The sequence below is a fragment of the Candidatus Neomarinimicrobiota bacterium genome, from assembly GCA_041154365.1.
Taxonomy (GTDB): Bacteria; Fidelibacterota; Fidelibacteria; order Fidelibacterales; family Fidelibacteraceae; genus Fidelibacter; species Fidelibacter multiformis.
On the sequence record AP035449.1, the window covers coordinates 2,093,029 to 2,114,132 of the forward strand.

Annotated in this window: 14 protein-coding genes; 1 reads left to right on the forward strand and 13 read right to left on the reverse strand. The window is 44.3% G+C overall.

Annotation, left to right across the window (positions count from 1 at the left end; all coding sequences use genetic code 11):
- Positions 1-10: 10 nt before the first annotated feature.
- The 13 genes from strainIA91_RS08945 to strainIA91_RS09005 all read right to left on the reverse strand — a co-directional run bounded on the left by strainIA91_RS08945 (position 11) and on the right by strainIA91_RS09005 (position 19,177).
- Positions 11-1,393, reverse strand: a complete 1,383-nt coding sequence (locus tag strainIA91_RS08945) for an ADP-ribosylglycohydrolase family protein (protein ID WP_400166438.1) — start codon at positions 1,391-1,393, stop codon at positions 11-13.
- A 2-nt stretch (positions 1,394-1,395) separates the two neighbouring features.
- Positions 1,396-2,448, reverse strand: coding sequence for an ADP-ribosylglycohydrolase family protein (locus strainIA91_RS08950; protein ID WP_400166439.1), 1,053 nt, complete (start codon positions 2,446-2,448; stop codon positions 1,396-1,398).
- Entirely contained in the window at positions 2,441-3,448 is a 1,008-nt protein-coding gene (locus strainIA91_RS08955) for an ADP-ribosylglycohydrolase family protein (protein ID WP_400166440.1), read from the reverse strand. The genes strainIA91_RS08950 and strainIA91_RS08955 overlap by 8 nt, the downstream gene beginning before the upstream one ends.
- Positions 3,442-4,806: an ABC transporter substrate-binding protein gene (locus strainIA91_RS08960; RefSeq protein WP_400166441.1), complete on the reverse strand. Its 1,365-nt coding sequence runs from the start codon at positions 4,804-4,806 to the stop codon at positions 3,442-3,444. Before strainIA91_RS08960 ends, strainIA91_RS08955 begins: the two co-directional genes overlap by 7 nt.
- 1 nt (position 4,807) lies before the next feature.
- Positions 4,808-5,707 (reverse strand): carbohydrate ABC transporter permease, encoded by a 900-nt coding sequence (locus strainIA91_RS08965; RefSeq protein ID WP_400166442.1) that lies wholly within the window; start codon positions 5,705-5,707, stop codon positions 4,808-4,810.
- Complete coding sequence (locus strainIA91_RS08970) at positions 5,704-6,603, reverse strand: carbohydrate ABC transporter permease (protein ID WP_400166443.1); 900 nt, start codon at positions 6,601-6,603, stop codon at positions 5,704-5,706. The genes strainIA91_RS08965 and strainIA91_RS08970 overlap by 4 nt, the downstream gene beginning before the upstream one ends.
- 110 nt (positions 6,604-6,713) lie before the next feature.
- Complete coding sequence (rbsK, locus tag strainIA91_RS08975; protein ID WP_400166444.1) at positions 6,714-7,667, reverse strand: ribokinase; 954 nt, start codon at positions 7,665-7,667, stop codon at positions 6,714-6,716.
- A gap of 10 nt (positions 7,668-7,677) precedes the next feature.
- Positions 7,678-8,715, reverse strand: coding sequence for a PorV/PorQ family protein (locus strainIA91_RS08980; protein ID WP_400166445.1), 1,038 nt, complete (start codon positions 8,713-8,715; stop codon positions 7,678-7,680).
- Between the two features lie 16 nt (positions 8,716-8,731).
- A complete protein-coding gene (locus strainIA91_RS08985) occupies positions 8,732-10,684 on the reverse strand; it encodes a hypothetical protein (RefSeq protein ID WP_400166446.1) in 1,953 nt (650 codons plus the stop codon).
- A gap of 44 nt (positions 10,685-10,728) precedes the next feature.
- On the reverse strand, positions 10,729-13,641 hold the full coding sequence (locus strainIA91_RS08990; RefSeq protein WP_400166447.1) for a carboxypeptidase-like regulatory domain-containing protein: 2,913 nt from the start codon (positions 13,639-13,641) through the stop codon (positions 10,729-10,731).
- A gap of 46 nt (positions 13,642-13,687) precedes the next feature.
- On the reverse strand, positions 13,688-15,889 hold the full coding sequence (locus strainIA91_RS08995) for a FlgD immunoglobulin-like domain containing protein (protein WP_400166448.1): 2,202 nt from the start codon (positions 15,887-15,889) through the stop codon (positions 13,688-13,690).
- 88 nt (positions 15,890-15,977) lie between these two features.
- Complete coding sequence (locus tag strainIA91_RS09000; RefSeq protein WP_400166449.1) at positions 15,978-17,021, reverse strand: LacI family DNA-binding transcriptional regulator; 1,044 nt, start codon at positions 17,019-17,021, stop codon at positions 15,978-15,980.
- A gap of 290 nt (positions 17,022-17,311) precedes the next feature.
- The gene (locus strainIA91_RS09005) at positions 17,312-19,177 is read right to left on the reverse strand and encodes an MFS transporter (RefSeq protein WP_400166450.1); all 1,866 of its coding nucleotides are present in this window, start codon (positions 19,175-19,177) and stop codon (positions 17,312-17,314) included.
- A gap of 285 nt (positions 19,178-19,462) precedes the next feature.
- On the opposite strand from strainIA91_RS09005, the gene strainIA91_RS09010 reads away from it, so the two are divergent.
- Positions 19,463-21,088 (forward strand): sodium:solute symporter, encoded by a 1,626-nt coding sequence (locus strainIA91_RS09010; protein WP_400166451.1) that lies wholly within the window; start codon positions 19,463-19,465, stop codon positions 21,086-21,088.
- Positions 21,089-21,104: the final 16 nt, after the last annotated feature.

The following is a 21,104-nucleotide window of genomic DNA, read 5'->3' on the forward strand; positions in this document are numbered from 1 at the left end:
CTCTTTGTATTTAAAAATCATCCTGATATGTCATTTTTTCCATTTTTTTATTTTTCACGGAGGTTTTAATTGTGACATTGAGTGTTCGTTGTGCCAATTCTGTAAAGGATATCTTGTCAAATCCCTTTACACCGGAACGGATACGGTTATTCAGGGGCCTGATCCACTTGTCCGGTAATGCTGAGTATCCTTGCATTACACCTACAACAGACCCGGCAGTGGCCCCATTGCAATCTGTATCCCAACCTCCCATCACAGCATGGCAGATCGTTTTTTCATAATCACCCTGACCGTAGAGGATAGCGGCAACTGTCAATGATGCATTATTGATTGAGTGGACCCAGTGATATTTCCCAAATTCTGCAACCAATGCATCCACAATTGTTTCCCAGTCCTGTTCAGGTTTGACCATCTTGAGTGTATACTGAATCGCCTGACTCAGGCGTGATTGTTCAGGAATCCGCGACAATCCAATCTGAATAAGTTTTTCAGGTGATTTTTCCACAAAAGCTGCTGCTATGATTGAAGCAAAAAACATTTCTGCAAAGAGACCATTCCCTGTATGGGAGATACACGCATCCCGATAAGCCATTTCCGCGGCTTTATCCGGATTTCCAGGATTGATATACCCCCAGAGATCTGCCCGTATCTGGGCTCCGATCCATTCTCGGAACGGATTGAGATAGTGTCCTGATTCCGGGGGTGACACACCACTGAGAAGATTATAATAAGCCACACGTTCTGCAGTAAACGTTTCATACACAGGCAACATTTGAAGCCAGGATTCCCCCACATTTTCAGATGTAAAATTTTTCCCGTATTTTTCTGTGACATATAAATTAAGCATGGTATAGTTCAAATCATCGTCTTCCGGCATACATACAATATTTTCTCTCAGGCTTTCAAAACCACCCCGTTGCTTCCAGGGATATTTTTGTAAAACACTCTCCGGCATTCCTTTCGCTGTAAAATAGTGGTTTAAGGGCCAGGTATGATTCGATTCCAGGATTTCACGGATAATCTGCCGGCTATATTTTTCCACCGGTTTACCTAAAAGACATCCGGCAGCCCGTCCGGTCCATCCTCCCAATATTTTGTCATATAATTCATTACTCTTTTGCAATCCTGCTGCAGATTGCATTCCATCCTGTTCCGGCTGAGAGGAACTGATACCCTGTGATCGATACAAATCCAACTTTTTTCCCCTCAAAGGAGTATAGTGATGATACATCTCTTTCAGGATTTTAAAAGCTTTTTCCTGGATATGATCATCGTTATCGGCAACGAGTTTCTGATATGTCAGTTGATGCCCGGTCATATCCCACCCTTCTTCGTGTAGTTGCCGAAGTTCATATTCCAATCTTTCCAATGGATCAAGATAACGGATTTTCATATTCATTTATTTCGCTTTATCATGATTTTTGCCAGTTCTTCCGCCAGGTAAATCAATGAGAGTCCTTTTACCGATGGCACAAAATCACCCCGGAGCGTCAAAAATGCCTTATCCAGCCATACTGTACCAGGAAGTCCGGTCATCATGGCAGCCATGGACCCGGAAACGGCCATGAGTCCTGCCCCCAATCTTGGTAACAGAGCTGCAGTGGCAAGTGTCTGATCAAAATCACCCTTTGTCAGGTGAACAATCGCCAATGCACATCCCAGAATTTCATGGGCAATATTCCCGTAACTATATTCCGGAGAGCACACCTCCCGGGAAAGAAGAAAGGCCAGTTTTGCCGGACTTGCTTCTGCACGGGGGACACAGTCAAAGGCTTTACACACAGATTTACAGGTGAGGGTCTCCGAAGGTATTTCCATCTTAACAGAATCAAAGATGTGATACATATCCTGGTTATTAAAGGCATAACTCATTCCGGTTGCCAGTGCCTGTGCACTGTACACCCCTTCGTCATAATGGGTAAACGATGCGTCCAGGGATGCCTGGGCTGATGCAGTATTCGGTTCTTTTGCATGAACAATACCAATGATTAAAGCCCTGGGAAGCACGGCATCATCGAAATAATGTGGATTGAAGTGTCCCGATTCAGGAGCCGTGAATCCTTTTATCATATTTTTAAGGGCCGCATGAATACTAATCCTGCTGTGAATGTGTTCCGATTGATCCACCAGTGGTTTCCAGGCCGATTCCAACATTGAAGCATTAAAAACACCACCATATTTTAACAGCTGGGATCCACTCCAGGCCATCCATTCTGTAAGATCTGCTGGTCCGGGACAGAGATATCCGGGATTTTGATTTAATGAAAAGGGGACAGGAATGCTTGTGATATGTGTATGATATCTTTCTTTCTCCATATCTGAACGGATGCGATGTAACCATTCTGGCATAAGTTGGCTGCGGTTAAAGGGTGTTGTCCAGCTTAAGGCTTCTCCCACAGCAAAGCCTGCAAGTGCTGCAAACACTTTTTCTTGAATTGTTTCAGGCATATTCATTCCCTGTATCATGCATGAGTTTCACCAACTTTTCAACAGCAGAAAGGATTGTTTTTCCTTTCATTTTCCGGATACAATGTCCGGGAACAGCGTATATATTGGCTAAAAGTCGTGGCGGGATCATATGAATCCCCCCCCATGAGCCGCATAAAGCCCCGGAAATGGCGGCAATAGTATCCGAATCCCTGCCCATATTCACGGCTCCCAATACAGCCTTTTCAAAATCTCCTCCCGACGCGACGAAGAGTCCGAAAGCCAGTCCCACTGCTTCCGGTGCAAGATCCGGCCATGGATATGCGTCACAAACCAACGAGGTGTAAAGGGGGTATATAGCCGATTGAACATTTTTTGCAGATTGTGCAATATCAGCAGCTGTGAGAATGGCGTTTGCAACCCAGGAATCTCCGGGAATAAATCTGCAGGAACTCTGAATGATTTCATCTATCGTTGATCCGGCCATTGCTGACGAAACAGCAGCGGCTACGGCCATCCCTCCGTAAATTCCTTCACCTGAGTGACTGACACAACCGAAGACAGAGGCCAGTTCTGCTGCTTTATCAGGTTTGCCGGGGAATGCACATCCAAAAGGTGCAGCACACATGGCCAGCCCGTCGCTCCAGCTGTGAAGGTGTTGTCCGGAGTCCGGTGGGATAAGGCCCTGTTTCAAATTCCTGAGAGTCATCGCCTCACTGAAACCAGCTCCTTTATAAGTTTCCGATGAATGATAAATATCTTCAAGCCAATGACGTGCAATAATATCAGCCGTAATATTTAAACCATATTTTTCCAGTAAATCGATATAGAAAAGAGCAAATTCTGTATCGTCGGTACCGGTTTGTTTATCTGATTGAAAGCCGGTGATATAGCCATATTTCTTTTCAATGGCATGGGGGTCCATTCCTTCTGTCAAAGCTCCCAGGGCATCTCCGGCAGCAAGTCCGAATAGAGTGCCGGAAATACGGCGATAAAATATGTGATGATTTGAGTTCACCATTGCATGTCCCGCATGTGATATCGCATAAAAACCGACTGACTTTCTCTTTCAATCCGTTGAGCGGCTTCCTGCACTGTAATCCGGTCAGAAAAGAGTTCCTGAAAGACCGGGTTAGCCACTCTAAGTTTCCATTCCGTATACCCTGGTAATCCGACCCACGGGCCTGTGGAGAGATATTGTGCTGAACTGGTCACGACTTTCCACCCATCGTTTACCGTATTGAAAACCGGGCTTTCCAGACAGGATTCCCGGGTGGGCATCATCCAGTCTGCCAATGCCAGCTGAGTCATATTTTCACGACTTACCAAAAATTCCAAAAAAGGAATCACATCCTCAATCTTTTGACAGGATTTGGGAATGCTGAAAGTTTGTGTATTCAATCCGGCTTTTTGTGTTTTTGCTTTAATAGGCGGCATCACCCCCCATTCGAAAGAATCATCGGCGTTTTCAACCACCTGCTGACGAGCCCATGAACCCACCCCCACTAACATCGCATAACGTCCGGCAATGAACCCGGGAATGAGTCCTGAACTGGACTGCCCCAGACTTGATGGAGTCATGGTTTTATCTTCATAAAGCAAATCCAGAATAATCTGAAGTAATGCCTTTTCTTCTTCGTCAACACGTGTAAAGATATGTCCATTTTCATCTTTATAAAAGTAAGACCCACCAAAAGCAATGCTGTGATTCATAATGAGATTTGCACAGGATCGAAGTCCCATCGCTGTACCCCACTGATCGGTTGACCCATCATTATCCCGGTCGAGCGTCAATTTTTTTGCAGCATTTTGTAAATCTTTCCAGGTCCAGGGAAGGTCGAAATCCGGGGGATGAATACCGGCTTCTTCAAACATTTTTTTGTTATAAAGAACGATAAAGGATTCGGCAATAAAGGGCACACCTACAATCCGTCCATCAGAGCGGGTTACAGAGGTCCAGGCGACATCCATCACATCTTTTTTTAATTCATTTCCAAGGAATGGATTTAAATCTGCAAGATAATCTCTCAGGGCAAAATCTACAATCACAGCCGATTCGTAATGGAAAATATCAGGGACATCCCCTGTTTCAAAACCTGTAATCAGGTAATCATGGACTGAATTCCACGTCCCCTGAATCAGTTCAACCGGTTGTTTGGGGTGCTGTGAATTCCATTGATTTACTATGTCCCGAACGGCATCAATGGCTTCATCCTGCCATGCCAGGGTTAAAAATGTAATGGTACGATCCTCTGCCTCTGAATTCCGGGAAACACCGGCATATCTTCCCCACAGATAAAAACCAATAATCATCAGGGAGAGGACAGCTGCAAGAATAAACCCTTTATAGGCCATGATATATTGCCATAATCTATTCATATTATCCCTTTACCGCTCCATATAAGGCACCGGAAGAGAACCATTTACGAATCATCATAAAAAACACAATCGAAGGAATGGTTGCAATAAAACTTGCTGCTGCCAGGGGACCGGTTCTTGCCTGTCCTTCAATGCCCGTAAACCGTGCAAGTTCTACCGGAAGGGTCATCAGGTCAGGTGTTTTCATAAGAACCAGTGCAAAGAAAAACTCATTCCAGGCTGTAATAAAGGCAAAAAGAGTTGCTGCCCCAATCGCCGGCAGCAGAAGAGGGAAAATAATCCGGTAAAGAATCTGTCCCCGTGTCGCACCGTCAATGGTCGCTGCTTCTTCCAGCTCAAGAGGAATTTCTTTGACGTATCCTTGTAACATCCAGAGAACAAAGGGAATATCCCACACCACATACACCAGGATCAGGCCACCCAGAGAATCCACCAGGTTGAGGGGACGGAGAATCATATAGAGGGGAATAATAAGCAGAATCGCCGGAAAAATCTGGGAGGTTAAAATCCAGCCCAGGACTACATTGTTGATTTTTGTTTTATACCGTACCAATGCATAGGCGGCAGGCAAGGTAATGGCGACAACGGCAAAGGCAGTGATCACACCCACAAAAAGGCTGTTGGCAATAGTACGCAAAAGCCGTTCCTCTGTTAAAACCGTAAAATAGTGGATAAGAGTGGCATGCCGGGGAACAAGTGATGGAATACCGGAGTAGATTTCAGATGTTGGCTTCAGAGAGGTGGAAACCATCCATATCAACGGAAAGATCAGATAGATAAGATAAAGGATAATGATCAGATGAAGTACTCCATGTCCCAGAAATTTTTTCAGGTTATATGAAGACTCTTGTTTGGGAAAATCCGTTTGATCCGGCTGGTTTTTTTTAAAAAGACAGGTCATGAAATTCGTTCCTTCAATTGTACCCGCAGGTAGAAGAAAAGAACGACAGAAATAATCAGAACCATCACATTTCCGATGGCTGCTGCATAACCGATATATCCATAGCGAAATGCTTCTTCATAGGCTGCCAGCATGGGAAGGCGGGTGAGTCCTCCCGGTCCGCCCTGGGTCAACACCCAGACAAGGCCGAATGCATTAAAATTCCACATAAAGGATAGGGAGACAACCGCCGCAATGACAGGTTTTAACATAGGAAGGGTTATATGAGTAAAGACACGAACCTTCCCGGCCCCGTCAAGGTTTGCGGCTTCATAGAGTTCTTCGGGAATCGTTTTTAGTCCGGCCAGAAAGAAAAGGGCTGCTTTGGGAAGTTCACCCCACACTCCTGCAACAATAATCGCCGGGATGGCAAATTCAAAACTTGTCAGCCAGTTTATGGGGGCTTCAATCACATTCAGTTGGGAAAGAATCAGGTTCAAGGCACCCGTATCCGGTTCATAAATTTGTCGCCACATGAGTCCTCTGACAATGGGTGGCATAGCCCAGGGCACAAGCATCAGGACGCTATACAGAGGCGTCAGCACCAGATTCTTATTCAGTAACAAAGCAAGTCCCATGCCCAGGGTAATCTGAAGAACCGTCACAGTTATTGTCCATATAAACCCTACCCCGATAGATCGCCACAGGAAACGGTCATGCAACATGATACGGTAATTTTCAAGTCCGGTAAATGTGGGTGAAGCACCCAGTTCATAATTTGTAAAACCGATATAAATCCCACGGACAAGAGGAATAATAGAAATAAGAAGGACCGGCAAAAGAATGGGCAGGAGGAGTTGCAATTGTTGCATATTCCTGTTCAGAGTGATGGGTTGTTGTCCGTTATTGTAATTCATGTATCACAATCTAAAAATTTTTCTGTTTTGGGATGTGTCCCCAAGATCATTTTATTGGCTTAAGGGGTCATTGCAGAGATTTGTGTTTTCATATCCATTCTATTCCGAATTTACGAGACATCCGGCAACACATTTTTACGAATTGATTCTTCCATAAATTGATCAATCTCACAAGACATAGGGATGGCGGTTTGAGCCCCTTTTTTCGTCACCGAAAGAGACGAAGCAGCCACAGCATAGACAGCAGTTTTCACAAGATGCGATTTGTCCGGCAAATACCGGGCAGCCAAAACACCGTTGAATACGTCCCCTGCCCCGGTACTATCGATCGTACGAACCTGGCAGGCCGGTATTTTTTTATGTTCTTCATGAGTAGCCAAATAGATACCTTCTTTACCCAGCGTAATAATAACCACCTTTATCCCCATGGACAAAAGATGATTGGCTGCTTTTTTTAACGAGTTTTCATCAGATATTTTTCGCCCTGTGAGTAATTCAGTTTCTCCCTTATTGGGAGTAATCAGAGAAACCATACTTAAAATTTCAGGTTTTATTTTCTGTGCCGGTGCCGGATCCAGGATCACACACACTTTTTTTTCATGTGCAATCTGAATCGCTTTTTCTATGGTCGGTAACGGTGTTTCAAGTTGAATAAGAAGCACATCGGCAGCGTGAATCAGATTTTTATGTTGGTCAATATCCTGGGATGATAAATGGGCATTGGCACCGGAAACAGCTACGATACAATTTTCACCCTGGTCATTCACCGTAATTGATGCCATGCCTGTAGGAGCACTGGAATCCCAAATAATCCCGTCCGTATTGATCTGCTCTTTTTTCAGGTCCTCCACAGCTTTACGGCCATAATCGTCATCCCCAACCCGGGCAATAAAAGACACATTGGCACCGGCCCTTGCTGCGGCAACAGCCTGGTTTGCTCCTTTTCCTCCATGGGAAAAAGTGATACTCTTTCCTAAAACTGTTTCTCCGGCTTCCGGAAATCGCTCTGTTTGCAGGGTGATATCTACATTATAACTGCCGACCACAACAATTTTATTTGTCATTGAATTCCCATCATTTATCCGTTATTATTGTCCATCCCAGGGAGAGCATCTGTACGTTTGTAAGATTACCAAAATCAAGATAGGCGTAATTTAAAGAATATTGCTGATGACCTATTGGAAAATTTATTCCCGCGCCCAGTGTTATTCCTTCTTCGTCGTAGTTAAACTTATAACCCATTCGGAAACTCAACATATTGTGAAACATGTATTCAGCACCCAGATGGACCTTTTCCGGCCCATCACTGGAAACTTTTCCTTCTGACATCACCGTTAAAAGATGGGGATCTTCATCATTTTCCAGGATATCATAAGCCACACCTGCCCTCAATTCAAGAGGCATTCGGACATCCACCGGTTCAGATTGAAGTTCTTCATTATAACCCACAAGATGTGTGTCCGGTCCAAAATTGCGCGCAGCAATAGACATCCGCAAGGATCTGAAACCCGTGTAATAGAAGGTGGAAAAATCTACAGCCCAATTGGACATACCCGTCGCTGCAATGGTCTCATTGATATAGCGGACTGTTCCCCCAAGAGAGAGCTGTGCGGTAATACTTCTGGCGAAAGAAAGTCCTACCGCCATATCCTTGGCTGTAAACATATTCCCTGTAACAACAGGAGCTGTCCCACCCCCTTGAAGTGGCATATGGATGGTTTCAGGAATATCTCCATAGTCCAACACAACAAGACTCAGGGCAAAGGTCCCGATTCTATTAAAAGCCTGTGAAAAAGCCATAGAGTGGTGTTGGATATCGGCTATCCAGTTTTGTGAATTAAATTGAACATTTGTCCCTTCCACAAGGGTAAGCATTGCAGGACTCCCAAAAAGGACATTGGGTCCCGGAAAGTGAGTTGCCATCATGGATCCGCCAAGGGCAGCCTGTTTTGGATCCCCATTAATCTTGAGAAACTGCCACCCTGACTGGCCTACCCTGTTGATTTCAGTAGGTTCGATTCCAGATTGTGCTTTCAGCATAGAAGGGAAAAGTATCAAAGCACCGAGTAGTAATCCTGATATCAGATACTTGTATTGTGTTTGATGTGACATGAATATTACCTGTTTCTCATTTAATAATTGCAAATTTACCGATATAGGTTTCACCTGAATGTCCCGCGACCAGGGATTCCACCAGGTAGACATACACCCCCGGTGCAACAGTGAGCGCCCAATCTGTCAATTGATAGTCCAGATTGGTAACACTACCCCAGGCTGCAGACCCACTGCCATCATCATGATGAATCGTTTTAATCAAATCACCGGCCATCGTATATATTTTAATCCTTGCTTTACCCGGCAATCCGATAAAATCAATCCGGTATCGTTCACCCTGTCCCGTCAGGCCGCTGTGTTGTTTAAAGGGATTTGGAACTACGTAGACATCTTTAGGAAAATTTTCATTATCGGCAATGAACGGATAGACGGGAAAGCGGTTATTATTCACTTTTCCGCTTTCATTCCCATCGAAGTCATAACTTGTCACTGTATAATAAACACCAACCGCCCCGGAAATCCCATGATCTTCAAATTGGACATAACCATTCACAACGTTTACTGAATCTTTGGGGATATCAGCAATTAATTCCCAGGGGCCAATGGTAAAGTAGGTAGACCGGTACACCCTGTATCCGGCAAAATCATTCACACCTGTTACCGGATCTTTATATGAATCAGGTATAGGTGGCCATTCTACACGAATAAACCCTTTTTCAGGTGTAAGTGTCAGACTGTTTTCTCCATTTGTGGGTGTCATGGGAGGATGCTTGGGAGGAATGAGGTTTTGCTGATACAATTGTTTGGCAGCTTTTACATTTTTCAACATGGAATCTCTGGAAGCAGTGGCCATGAGATCAATATTCTCTACCCCTCCTTCCACAATTTTTTCCCGGTCCATTTCACCCATCACTTCAGCATAGACAATTTTTACTGTTTCATAGGGTGCAAGGGAAAAAGGGCCGACACTTACGAGGTAGATCGGACTTCTTTCATATTTATTCCCGCCTTCGCCGCCAGCCGCCCGTGCTTCATCCCAGGACATCCGGGGTTGCTGATGGGTCATGACGGTTTTAAATCGAGCCGGTTCATCGACCGTATGTATAAAAATTCTGTCTTCCACTGGAGCTCCCGTTTCCCCGCTCTTTGAACCATATTCCAGAATATTCTGATAGATATTCCCCCCGGCTGAATCCAGGACAATTGCCGTAAAATACCCCGGGGCATCAAGCTCATGTTCCATGGAATTGGGCTCATCAATATCTCTTGCATCCCCAATATCACCTCTTTCCGGACCTACACCAAAATTGAATTCAATGGGCGTTTCATCTTCCCAGTTAAAACTCCGGTGATCGTAAAAATAAAAGAGTTTATTTTCTTCATCCCATCCATATTTTTCGTCCCCTTGTGTTCCTGAACGAATAGTCATATACAGACTGTAACGCATGCCGAAATAGAGATCCGTGATATTGGAAAACCGTTTATTTGTGATTTCAACCTCATGAATAATAAAATCATCGTATTCTGGATAGCTCCAGACCCGGCTTGTCCGCCGGATATCGACGGCAAGATTATACAGGTGGTGGGCACCGGTTACAATTTCTTCTCCCGGGGTTTGCATATCCTTCAGATTATAATTTTTTGTTAAAAGGGCCTCTTCAATCGCAAAGACATCTTCACCGGACGGGAAATACCGTGAATCAAGGGAATAGGCATGTTCCAGATTATTTCTTTTACCATAAATCGCATATCCTACGGCTCCGGCATAATTCAACACATCACTAATATCCGTTCCTTTTGAATATCCCGGATAATCCAGAGTATGATATGCATTCACAGGTTCTGTAGGATCACCGTATTGGAGGGAATTCCATACCGTGGCCCATAATTTTCCCCGTTTAAGTGTCTGCTTGGTCCAACTGACCTGGGCTTTCAGCGTTCCTGCACCCAAAACAAACAGGGCCAGCAGGAAAATAATGGAGAGTTTATAAGATTTGGAAGATCTGAGTGGATACATTTTATTCATGTTTTTTCCCGGATATGATGTGTAATGATTCACGGTTTCACTCATTAAAAATCAAATTTCAGTTCAAGGTATACCTGGCGTGGCGGAACCTCGTATGTATACCAGTGCCACACATTGGGTTCTTTGGAATAGCTGTTCTTGGGAAGCCGGTCTTCCAGGGGTAAATGACTGTTTTCGTGGTAGTATTTCAGGTCATCACCATAAAGACGAGCCAAAAATTTCCGGTTAAAGACATTCCGGATATCCGCACTGATTTCCAGTCGGGTATTCCCAATATGAAATCCCTTGGCCACATTCAGATTGATCTGATAGATATTGAACCAGTGGCGGTTGTTTTCGCGGGTGGACAGATCTCCGGGGGGATGATAGGTATATGGATCTCCGCTTCTCCACCAGAGATAGGTATAAATATGCATATCGCTCAAGGGTTTCACGTTCAGCATGGATGGGCCCCAATCTTTGGGAAAATCCAGGCTAAGCCATCCTTTGATTTTCTGAAAACCGCTCCAGTTACCCTTTGATGAATTCTGACCGATGGGAAGATCTATAAAATCAGAGCCCGGTTCATTCAGGCGTGTAAACCCTACTTCACCATAGAAATTCCAATAGACATCATAACTCACACCAAAGTTTACAACACTCTGAAGGCGTGAATCCAATTTAAGTTCCATTCCCCGGGTATCTGAATATCCACCATTACTCACCATAAAAGCTTTTGTTGCCGTATAGTCTTTGGCATACAAACCGGTAACAACAGATGCTTCGTTATCCGTATCCTTATAATAACCCGTAATTTTCACAATAAATCCCTGCTCAAAAGCATAATCCATACTCACTTCATACTGGATACTCCGTTCATAACCAAGCTTTGGATTCCCATAAAAACCCTGCCATTCTTCCATATAGGTTTCCTGCAGGAGTGTATCATTTGAAGCAAAGGGATCAAGGGCGGTAGACATATCCTCTGTATAATTCACAAAGGGAAATCCAAACATTTTAGACCAGGAAGGCCGTTGATAGAAATGGCCATAGGAAAAACGGAGAATTGACCGGTCACTGACAGGGTGTGAAATTCCGAGTCGCGGCGCTACACGCCACTGGAGTTCGGTTTGGACTGTTTCAGGATCACCGGGAATTCCCAGGGGATGATCCGGATTGTGACCGGGTGTGGAAGGTTGCATGGCCAAAGGATCAAACATATTCGCAGAGGCTTCACGGTTTTGATCAAAGAAATCCAATCTGAATCCGGCATTCAGGATAATTCCGGGATATTCAATCAGATTTTGGATAAAAGCGTGACCTTCATAGGGCTCTCCATCAAAAACATTTAACAGATTCCAGCGTCCACCCCCTTCATAGGATGCCATGAAATGTTCCACATCAAAATTAAACTGTCGGATTCCCAACCCGAATTTCAACTGCTGGTTCGTCAGGAATTGATTGGTGTAGTCGAAATCCAGCTGTTTTACAACGGATCTGTTCTTGTCCCAGGCATGGAAATATCCCTGTTTATAAAAACGGCTACCCATAATAAAGGTATCATCACGGCGTGACCACAGGCTGTCGCTGGTCACACCATAACGATCAGACCGATCCATATTATCGTAAAGATAACTGGCAACAATCCGGTAATAGGATTTATCATTCAGGGTATGTGTCAGACGGGCATACGCCTGATACCATTTTCTTAACTCCGGATAATGATCATAAATAATTCCCATCGGATTGTATTTGCTGTTGGAATAAGGTGTGGTAACTGTTGTCTGCCCCAGCCATTGATGTTCTTGTGCTCCTTCCCAGGAATCAAAATTGGTCCCCATGGATTCAGCGCTTTCGTAACCACCGAAAAATCCACCAATTCTCAACTGAATATTGGAGGAGAGATGAAAATTGAGGTATCCCTGAAGGTTATGCTCCGGATTGTAACTGATTCCCTGAGGATAAATGCTTACACCTCTTTTATACCTCCCTGAGAGGAGAAAACTTACATTTTTATTTAATCCGCCGTATAAAGTCCCTTCAACACTGTATTCAGGTCTTTCGGCATAATCCCCCTGAACCGGATCCGGTGTCGTCTGCTGGCGCCAGTTGTGCAACAGCGTGTCAGGATTTTGACCATAAAATTTACTTGAAGGATTCTCAGTCTGGGCAGTCCAGTATTCCAGGTTGAACGATGTATAATCGAAATTCTCTTTGCTGTACATATTCCGCCCAAAATGGTATTTACCGGCAGGTCTCATACGCAGTTGTACTGTCCCTTTAATCGGACCGGTTGTCATCTTTTCCACCACATTCACCACGGCAGCCCGGGCCTCTCCATATTCGGCACTATAGCCACCGGTCATCACAGAAATTTCCTGAATGGCAGACAAATTAAATCCGGTAAAATTATCAGAAAAAAGTCCGCTGTTAACACTGATATCATTAAGCATGTAAACCATTTGAACCTGGGAATCTCCCCGGTAAGTACCCTGGAAAATACCGGCCTGGGTTTCTAAAACTTCTTCAACTGAATTGATCGGCTCCTTGGCAAAATCTTCACTGGAAGCAACCTGCTTACTGCCAGTTGTTGACTTGTCAATCAGGGGCTTATCAGCAGTTACCGTCACTGTGGTCCCCTCAATCACCGCCGGTGAGAGTTCTGTTTCAATCCAGGTTGTATTATCCACGCGAACCTCAACACCTGTCTCGGCAACAGTTGTATAACCCATATAAGAAATGATAAGCGTATAGGTCCCGGGGTGGACATTCAGAATCACAAACTGGCCATTTTGATCTGTGGAACTCCCAAGGCTCGTATTTTCAATCAGAACATTGGCTCCGATTAAAGGCTTCCCCGTTTTTTCATCAGTTACCTTTCCAAATATTTTGCCTGTATTTGCGGCATGCAGCATAAATGGAAAGAGGAGAACAAAGATCAGGAAGACCGATAATCGAAGCCAAGTATTCTTTTTCATAATCCTATCTCTTTAGGTCGTTTTTCTTATTGTTATTCATTGATCGTTATTTTAAAAGAATCATTTTACGTGTCAGTGATCTTTCTCCAATATTCAATCTGTAGAAATAAATACCCGTTGGAGCTAAGGTTCCTGAATCAGTACGGCCATTCCATTCCACATGATATGAACCATGAAGCTGTTCCTGACTTACGAGGGTGCGAATATGCTGACCTTGTGAGTTGAAAACTTCCAGTTCAACCATATTCTTACCCATGGGAACCGTATAATCAATGGATGTGACAGGGTTAAAGGGGTTGGGGTAGTTCTGTTTCAACATAAATGTATGGGGAACTGTACCGTTTTCTTTCACAGAGACATAAAGTTCATTGCGATAGATGGCTAATCCGCCTTCTTTTTCCGATACATAGGCCAGACCGTTTTGTGCAAAAACTCCACGTGCTGAATTGGTACCATCGTAATGGCCAACTTCAGTAGGATTGGTTTTATCGGTGATATCGAAGACTCGGACGCCGTTTGTTTCAGCATTGGCATAGGCATAATCCCCATCCACAGATACGGTCCCGTCCCAGCTTCCGCCGGTATAAGCTTTACCGATTTCTTCTACATTATCCAGGTCGGCAATGGAATAGATCCGGAGAGTGTCATAATCGTGGATATAGGCATAATCACCATAAATGGCAAATTCACCGGTCCCGGTTGCCAGGCGGATCGAATCATGTAATGCCGGGGATTCGGGAGAAGAGATGTCGAAAAAATAGACCTTATCCCAGGTACTTTGTCCCATCACGGTGCCATCTGCAGCAACACCCTCTCCATAATAGTCTGATAGGTATCCAACTTCAGCCGGACTATTTGCTGTTGAGATGTTAATAATGGCAATTCCCAAATCACGGGCAGCAGAATAGATATAATCTCCACTCATAGCCACATCATTGACGGTTCCATCAACCAGCTTGGTGATGGAATCCGGGGCTGCGGAATTGGACACATCCAGCACAAGCAGGCCACCATCACGGTTTGCCACATAGGCGACATCTTCCTTAAGTACGATCTTTCGGGAACTACCACCTGTTTCATAATTACCCATTTCAACGATATTGGACGGGCTGCTTACATCCAGGACACGCACACCGAAATTTCCGTAAGCAACATAAGCCAGATTACCCCGGACAATACTGCTGTAAGCAATCCCTTCGGCGGGAGGTGTCACGGTTATTTTACCGGAATAACTCATACCACCGGCAGCATCGGAGACATTAATAGCACCCAGTTGGGAGACTTCTGCAGAGAAAACATGTCCCTTAATTTGCTGGTCAATAGTAATTGCACCAAATGAGACTTTGCGAAGCGTTCCATCTGTCGTGAATGTATTCACCAGAGTGGGTGCAGAGGGTGAAGAGACATCCATTACTGTAAGTCCATGATCTCTTGAGGCGATATAACCATAATTCCCATCAAACATGATATCAGCATTTGTGGGATTAGCAAAGGTCGTAACATACGTCGGTGAGGATATGTTGGACAGATCAAGAACATCAATCCCTGTCCCCCAAACACAAACATAGAGATAATTGGAAATAGGCATGGCATCCTGAATCCAGTCCCCCCCTGAGTTTTCATAAGAGCTCAACAGAGCAGGGCTTGCAGGATTATTGATATCAAAGATGGATACATTTGCGCCATTGCCCAGGTAGGCATAGGGAGATGATACATTGATTCCTTCGGCATATCCTGATCCGGCACCGGCGACGACAGCCACACTGCTGGGATTGGCAGGATCACTGATATCGATAACTTCCATCCCCGATCCACCGGCAGCTACGTACACATAATCACCGCTGATATCCAGGCCTTCACCATAGCCTGCAAGACTTAGAGTGCTGACCAGACTTGGTTCCATAGGGTTGGTGACATCCAAAATATTCAGGGATGTTCCAGAAACCACACAATAAGTCACACCGGATTTGGTAAACCATACGATATCTTCAACCATATCATCCAGTTTAACACTACCTGCTTTAAAGGGGCTGGCAGGATTTTCAAAACTTACGATGGAAAGGATATTTCCAACACCATAATACACAAGGTCACCAAAATTGGAGACAGCTCTGATTTCACCGCCCCCTTCACCCCAGTTGCCCAGAAACGTCATATTCTCCGAGCTTTGGGCATTCAGGCTTCCCAAACACATCAACACCATCACAAAGACGGCGGACAGGGAAAGCACGATTTTACCATTTTTCATCACTCATCCTCCTTTTACATTGTTTTTTTGTAAAGCACATGCTTTTCACAATGAATGTGCATGTTCAGAATTTTTTGTAAGTTCACTTTCATTTTTTCAGGGTTTTCACTGATTTTCGTATCACTAATTTTGTAGGAAGCACAATCCGTTCAATCCGCGGTTTCATATCCTGATTCATTTCATGGTTTATTTGAGTTTCGAGGAGTTTAAAGGCAATGTGACCGATTTCGTCTGTCTGCTGGGCAATAGTTGTCATGGGCGTAATGAGATAATCCGAATAGGGTTGGTCATCAAAAGAAATCATAGAAATATCATCAGGAATACTCAACCCTTCTTCCAGAATCGCTCCCATGGCACCGAGGGAAATCAGGTTACTCGTAGAAAAAATGGCTGTTGGCCGGGGGGTCCGGTTCAGTAAAATCTTTGCTCCGATATACCCATTTTTTTTGCCGAAACTTTCACCGATAATGAGAGATTCGTCAAGGGGAAGACCGTGTTTTTTCAGGGCATCCCGATATCCCTGGACCCGTTCATGATTCACGGATGTCCGGGCACGTCCCTGAATACAGGCAATGGTTCGATGATTGTTTTCAATCAAATAACTGACGGCATCAAAAGCCCCTTTATAGTTATCAGAAATCACATACGTGCAATCCAGTTCAGGGAAATACCGGTCAATAATCACAAGGGGGATATTTTTATGCAGGACCGGTTCAATATGAGCAGAGATCTCTCCCACGGGACAGATAATAAGACCATCGACTTTTCGTCCCTGCAAAAGCCGGAGGGATTCTTTTTCAAGCTGTGTATCTTCCTGACTATCCGACAAAATCGTCGAACAGCCGGCTTTTCGGGCATTGATTTCAATATTTCGGGCGATGGTGGAGAAAAAGGGGTTGGAAATATCCGGAATGATGAGACCAATTGTATTGGTCCGCTTATTCCGGAGTCCCCGGGCTACCTGATTGGGAATATAACCCATCTCCGTTGCTGTCTGAAGAACCCGTTCTTCGGTGCGTTTACTGATCCGGTAGGTTTCAGCTTTCCCGTTTAAAACCCTGGAAACTGTAGTCGTGGAGACCCCAACCTTATCAGCAACACTCTGGATGGTTTCCGCATTACTTTGTGCCATATTGCATCATCCTGTTCATTCTGCTTAGTGCGCAATCATTTGCGCTAAAAATACATTAAGCCCCTTTTTATGTCAAGATTATTTTTACGAATTCTTTTTAATTTTTAATTTTACCCATCTTATGTTAATTTAAATCAAGGACTTATAGCTATTATAAAATTTCTTATAAGGACCCACACTTTATGCATATAGCACAAACGTTAATCCCCAAAGCTTTATATGTACTGCATTGCATAATGCTCTAATAAACACAACCAGCTAAATTATAAAATAATTTTTATCTGTATTTTTTATTTCTCTTTTTTTACTTTAATCCCAAATCCCGGATCAATGGAAAGAAATTTTATCAGAATAAAACCCGGTATGGAAGCCAGCACAACCCATATAAAGAAATGTTGGTACCCGATGATCTCCTGTAACCACCCACTCATCATGCCCGGTAACATCATTCCCAAATTCATAAACGCTGTACAAATGGCATAATGGGATGTTTTATACTTTCCTTTGGAAATGTAGATCATGTACATCATGTACGCCGTAAACCCAAATCCGTAACCAAAGGTTTCAAAGGCTACAGCGGAGATGATTACCGGCAGGCTGGAGGGTTGCAGATACGATAGGAATATATATGCTGCATTGGGAACGTTGATCATGATGGCAAACCACCATATCATTTTTTTCAAACCAACTTTCGATACAGCCATTCCTCCCAGAATGCCACCACTTAAGAGAAATAAAAGGCCAATCGTTCCATAAGTCAGTCCATACTGTCCAGCTGTCAATCCTAATCCTCCGACTTCCCGGGTATCCAGCATAAAGGGCGCCGAAAGCTTCACGAGTTGAGATTCACCCAGTCGGAAAATGAGGAGAAAAATGATGGAAAGTCCAATCCCTTTTTTCCTGAAAAATGTACTGAATGTGGAAAAAAAATCTTTGATCGCCTCTGTAACCGATCTCTCTATCCGTTCCTTTTCAATCTTTTCAAGCGTAAAGCGATGTATAATCCAAAAAACAGTAAACATGACGGAAATACAAAGAAAGAGAACCATCCAGGACAAGCGGATATTTCCCGATTCGGCATCAAAATATGCAGTACTTGATTGCTGAAGCTTTTTATCAAGTTGAATGACTGCTTTAGCCGGTTTATTCCAGTTACACTGATCAAATTCAAACCGCATCCCCTCAACCAACCGGATACTGGGATCTCCCTTATCCTGACCGAAAGTAACAACAACATCCTCGCCCTTTTCCGGTGGCCTGGACAGGTAAAATTGGACAACTCCCACATTCCCTGTATAATCAGCCCTGACTTTTTTCGCAGCTCCGAATGTCTTACGGAGCCATTTTTCCAATCTGTTGGTATGCACTTTTCTGATCGGTTCGGGTTGAGAGGATTTTTTTGTACTCTCTGTATCATCTGTCTCTGTATGACCTTGATCGACATTCCATTCCCGGACAACCATTAAAACAGAATCGACATATTCCCGTTTCATTGGTTTCATCGGGATATTCAATTCTTCCGGTACACTTATTAAATAAATATCTCCCGGTTTGGGTTGAATATCCTCCGGTTTTACCTGAATTGATTTTATCTTGTTTTCAGCAGGTACAGCATTCACTTCAATGGTGACTTTATCCATTCCGGAGGCATTAATGAGGATACTGATAAATATCACAAAAACACCCTGCCCCATTAACATGGCTATCCGGTAAAAAGCAGAACGTATTCCATTGTAAAGAGCCTGATCCCCTTCATCCAGCCCAATCATGTAGAAACCGTCGGCGGCAACATCGTGCGTGGCAGACATAAAAGCAACCAGCCATAAAAGGGCAATACTCACCTGAAAAAAATGATCAGTGGGAATCGTCAGCGCGATGCATGCAAATAATATACCCATGATGAACTGCATGGTCAGTACCCACCACCGCTTTGTTTTCAGATTGTCAACTATGGGACCCCATATCGGTTTCAGTGCCCAGGGGAGATTCAGCAGACTGGTATAAAATGCTATCTTCGTATTGGAAATCCCCAGCATTTTATACATGACCACCGATAAAACCGTTACAACGGTATATGGAATTCCTTCAGCAAAATAAAGGGTGGGAACCCAGCTCCAGGGATTTGTTCTCTTCAGTTTTGGGGATTCATCAGGCATTTTTAAGGCTTAATATTAACTGACTTCTTACTTTAAGTCGGAAAGTCTGCAATTTTTAAAACTTGCTTAAGCAATGGATAACATACTTTCTACAGCTACAAATGTAAAGGAATTAATCATGATGTCGTTTTTTATCATATATAATATTAATAAAACAATTTCCATGATTTACTCCCTTTAAAAGAATCATTCAATCAGCCTGTCTTCCATGATAATTACATTTGACACATCCCCCACGTTCACTAAATTTTATGCAATAAAACCATAACCAGGGAAGGGCTCAGGATGGTGCATCTGAATATCTCTTTGACGGATTTTATTGTGATCGGCGCGTATTTTGTGCTGGTGATGGCAATTGGACTTTATTTTTCTAAACATAAAACAAGTACAGACTATTTTTTAGCAGGCCGGAATATGGGATGGGTGGCGATCGGAGCCTCCCTTTTTGCCTCGAATATCAGCAGTGAACACTTTATCGGACTGGCCGGCAGCGGGGCAACAAGCGGACTGGCGGTTGGACACTTTGAGTGGCTGGCTGCCTTTGCAGTCCTCTTTCTGGGATGGGTCTTCGTCCCCTTCTACCTGAAATCCGGCGTGTTCACCATGCCGGAATTTCTGGAACGGCGCTACAGCCGAAGCAGCCGTATGTACCTGACAACGATTTCCATCATCGCCTACGTAATGACAAAAATATCCGTCACACTCTTTGCCGGAGGACTCCTTCTGAATAAAATTCTGGGATGGGATATGATCACTTCGGCAATTATTCTTGTGATCATAACGGGACTCTATACCATCGCCGGCGGATTGAAAGCCGTGATCTATACGGAATTGATGCAAACGGTGGTGCTGATCGGAGGGGCGGTGACCCTCACCCTTCTGGGACTGAACAAGGTCGGAGGATTTGACGGTCTTCAGGCCTCCCTCCCGGCGGATTTTTTCAGTATGTTCAAATCCATGAAACACCCTGATTTTCCCTGGACCGGTATTTTGTTCGGGGCACCGATTCTGGGTATCTGGTACTGGTGCACAGATCAATTCATTGTCCAGCGGGTGCTAAGTGCAAAAAATATCAATCATGCCCGGACCGGCACCATCTTTGCCGGCTTTCTCAAAATCCTGCCCGTCTTTATTTTGGTCCTCCCGGGCATGATTGCAGTAGCCCTCTTTCCAGGCGTCCGGGGCGATGAAGCATACCCCACACTGGTGACCAGCAACCTATTACCCATGGGCATAAAGGGTATTGTAATTGCCAGCCTTCTGGCCGCCCTCATGAGTTCCCTGGCCAGTTGTTTTAACAGCAGTTCCACTCTTTTCACAATGGATTTCTATAAGCATTATAAGCCGGATGCATCGGAAAAGGAATTGGTGCGGGTCGGCCGATTAGCCACAGGCGGACTGGTTCTGCTGGGAATCCTGTGGGTTCCCCTGATCCGGAGTATCAGCTCTCAGCTTTTTGTCTATCTCCAAAGTGTCCAGGGCTATATCAGTCCGCCGATCGCCGCTGTTTTTATCCTGGGTGTCTTTTGGAAACGTGCCAACAGCAAAGGGGCTATATACGCCCTGGCAAGCGGCGGTATCCTGGGAGCCCTCCGGCTGATCATGGAAATTCTGGCAAAAAAAGCAGGCTGGGATTTTGGGTTTTTCCAGTGGTTTGCCACAATGAATTTCCTCCATTTTGCCATCATGCTTTTTGTCATTTCTGTTGCGGTTCTGGCAGGTGTCAGTCTGGCCGGAGAAATTCCCGCCCGGAAAAAAATTGCCGGGCTCACCTTCGCCACTGCTAAAGAGGTCCAAAGTGAATTTATCGATATGATCGAAGCGAAAAATCCCCTGTGGACCAAAATCAATATCGGTCTCAGTATCCTTCTGGTGCTGTCAGTCCTGACCCTTTGGGGCATCTTTTTCTAAGTTTCGTATGATGATA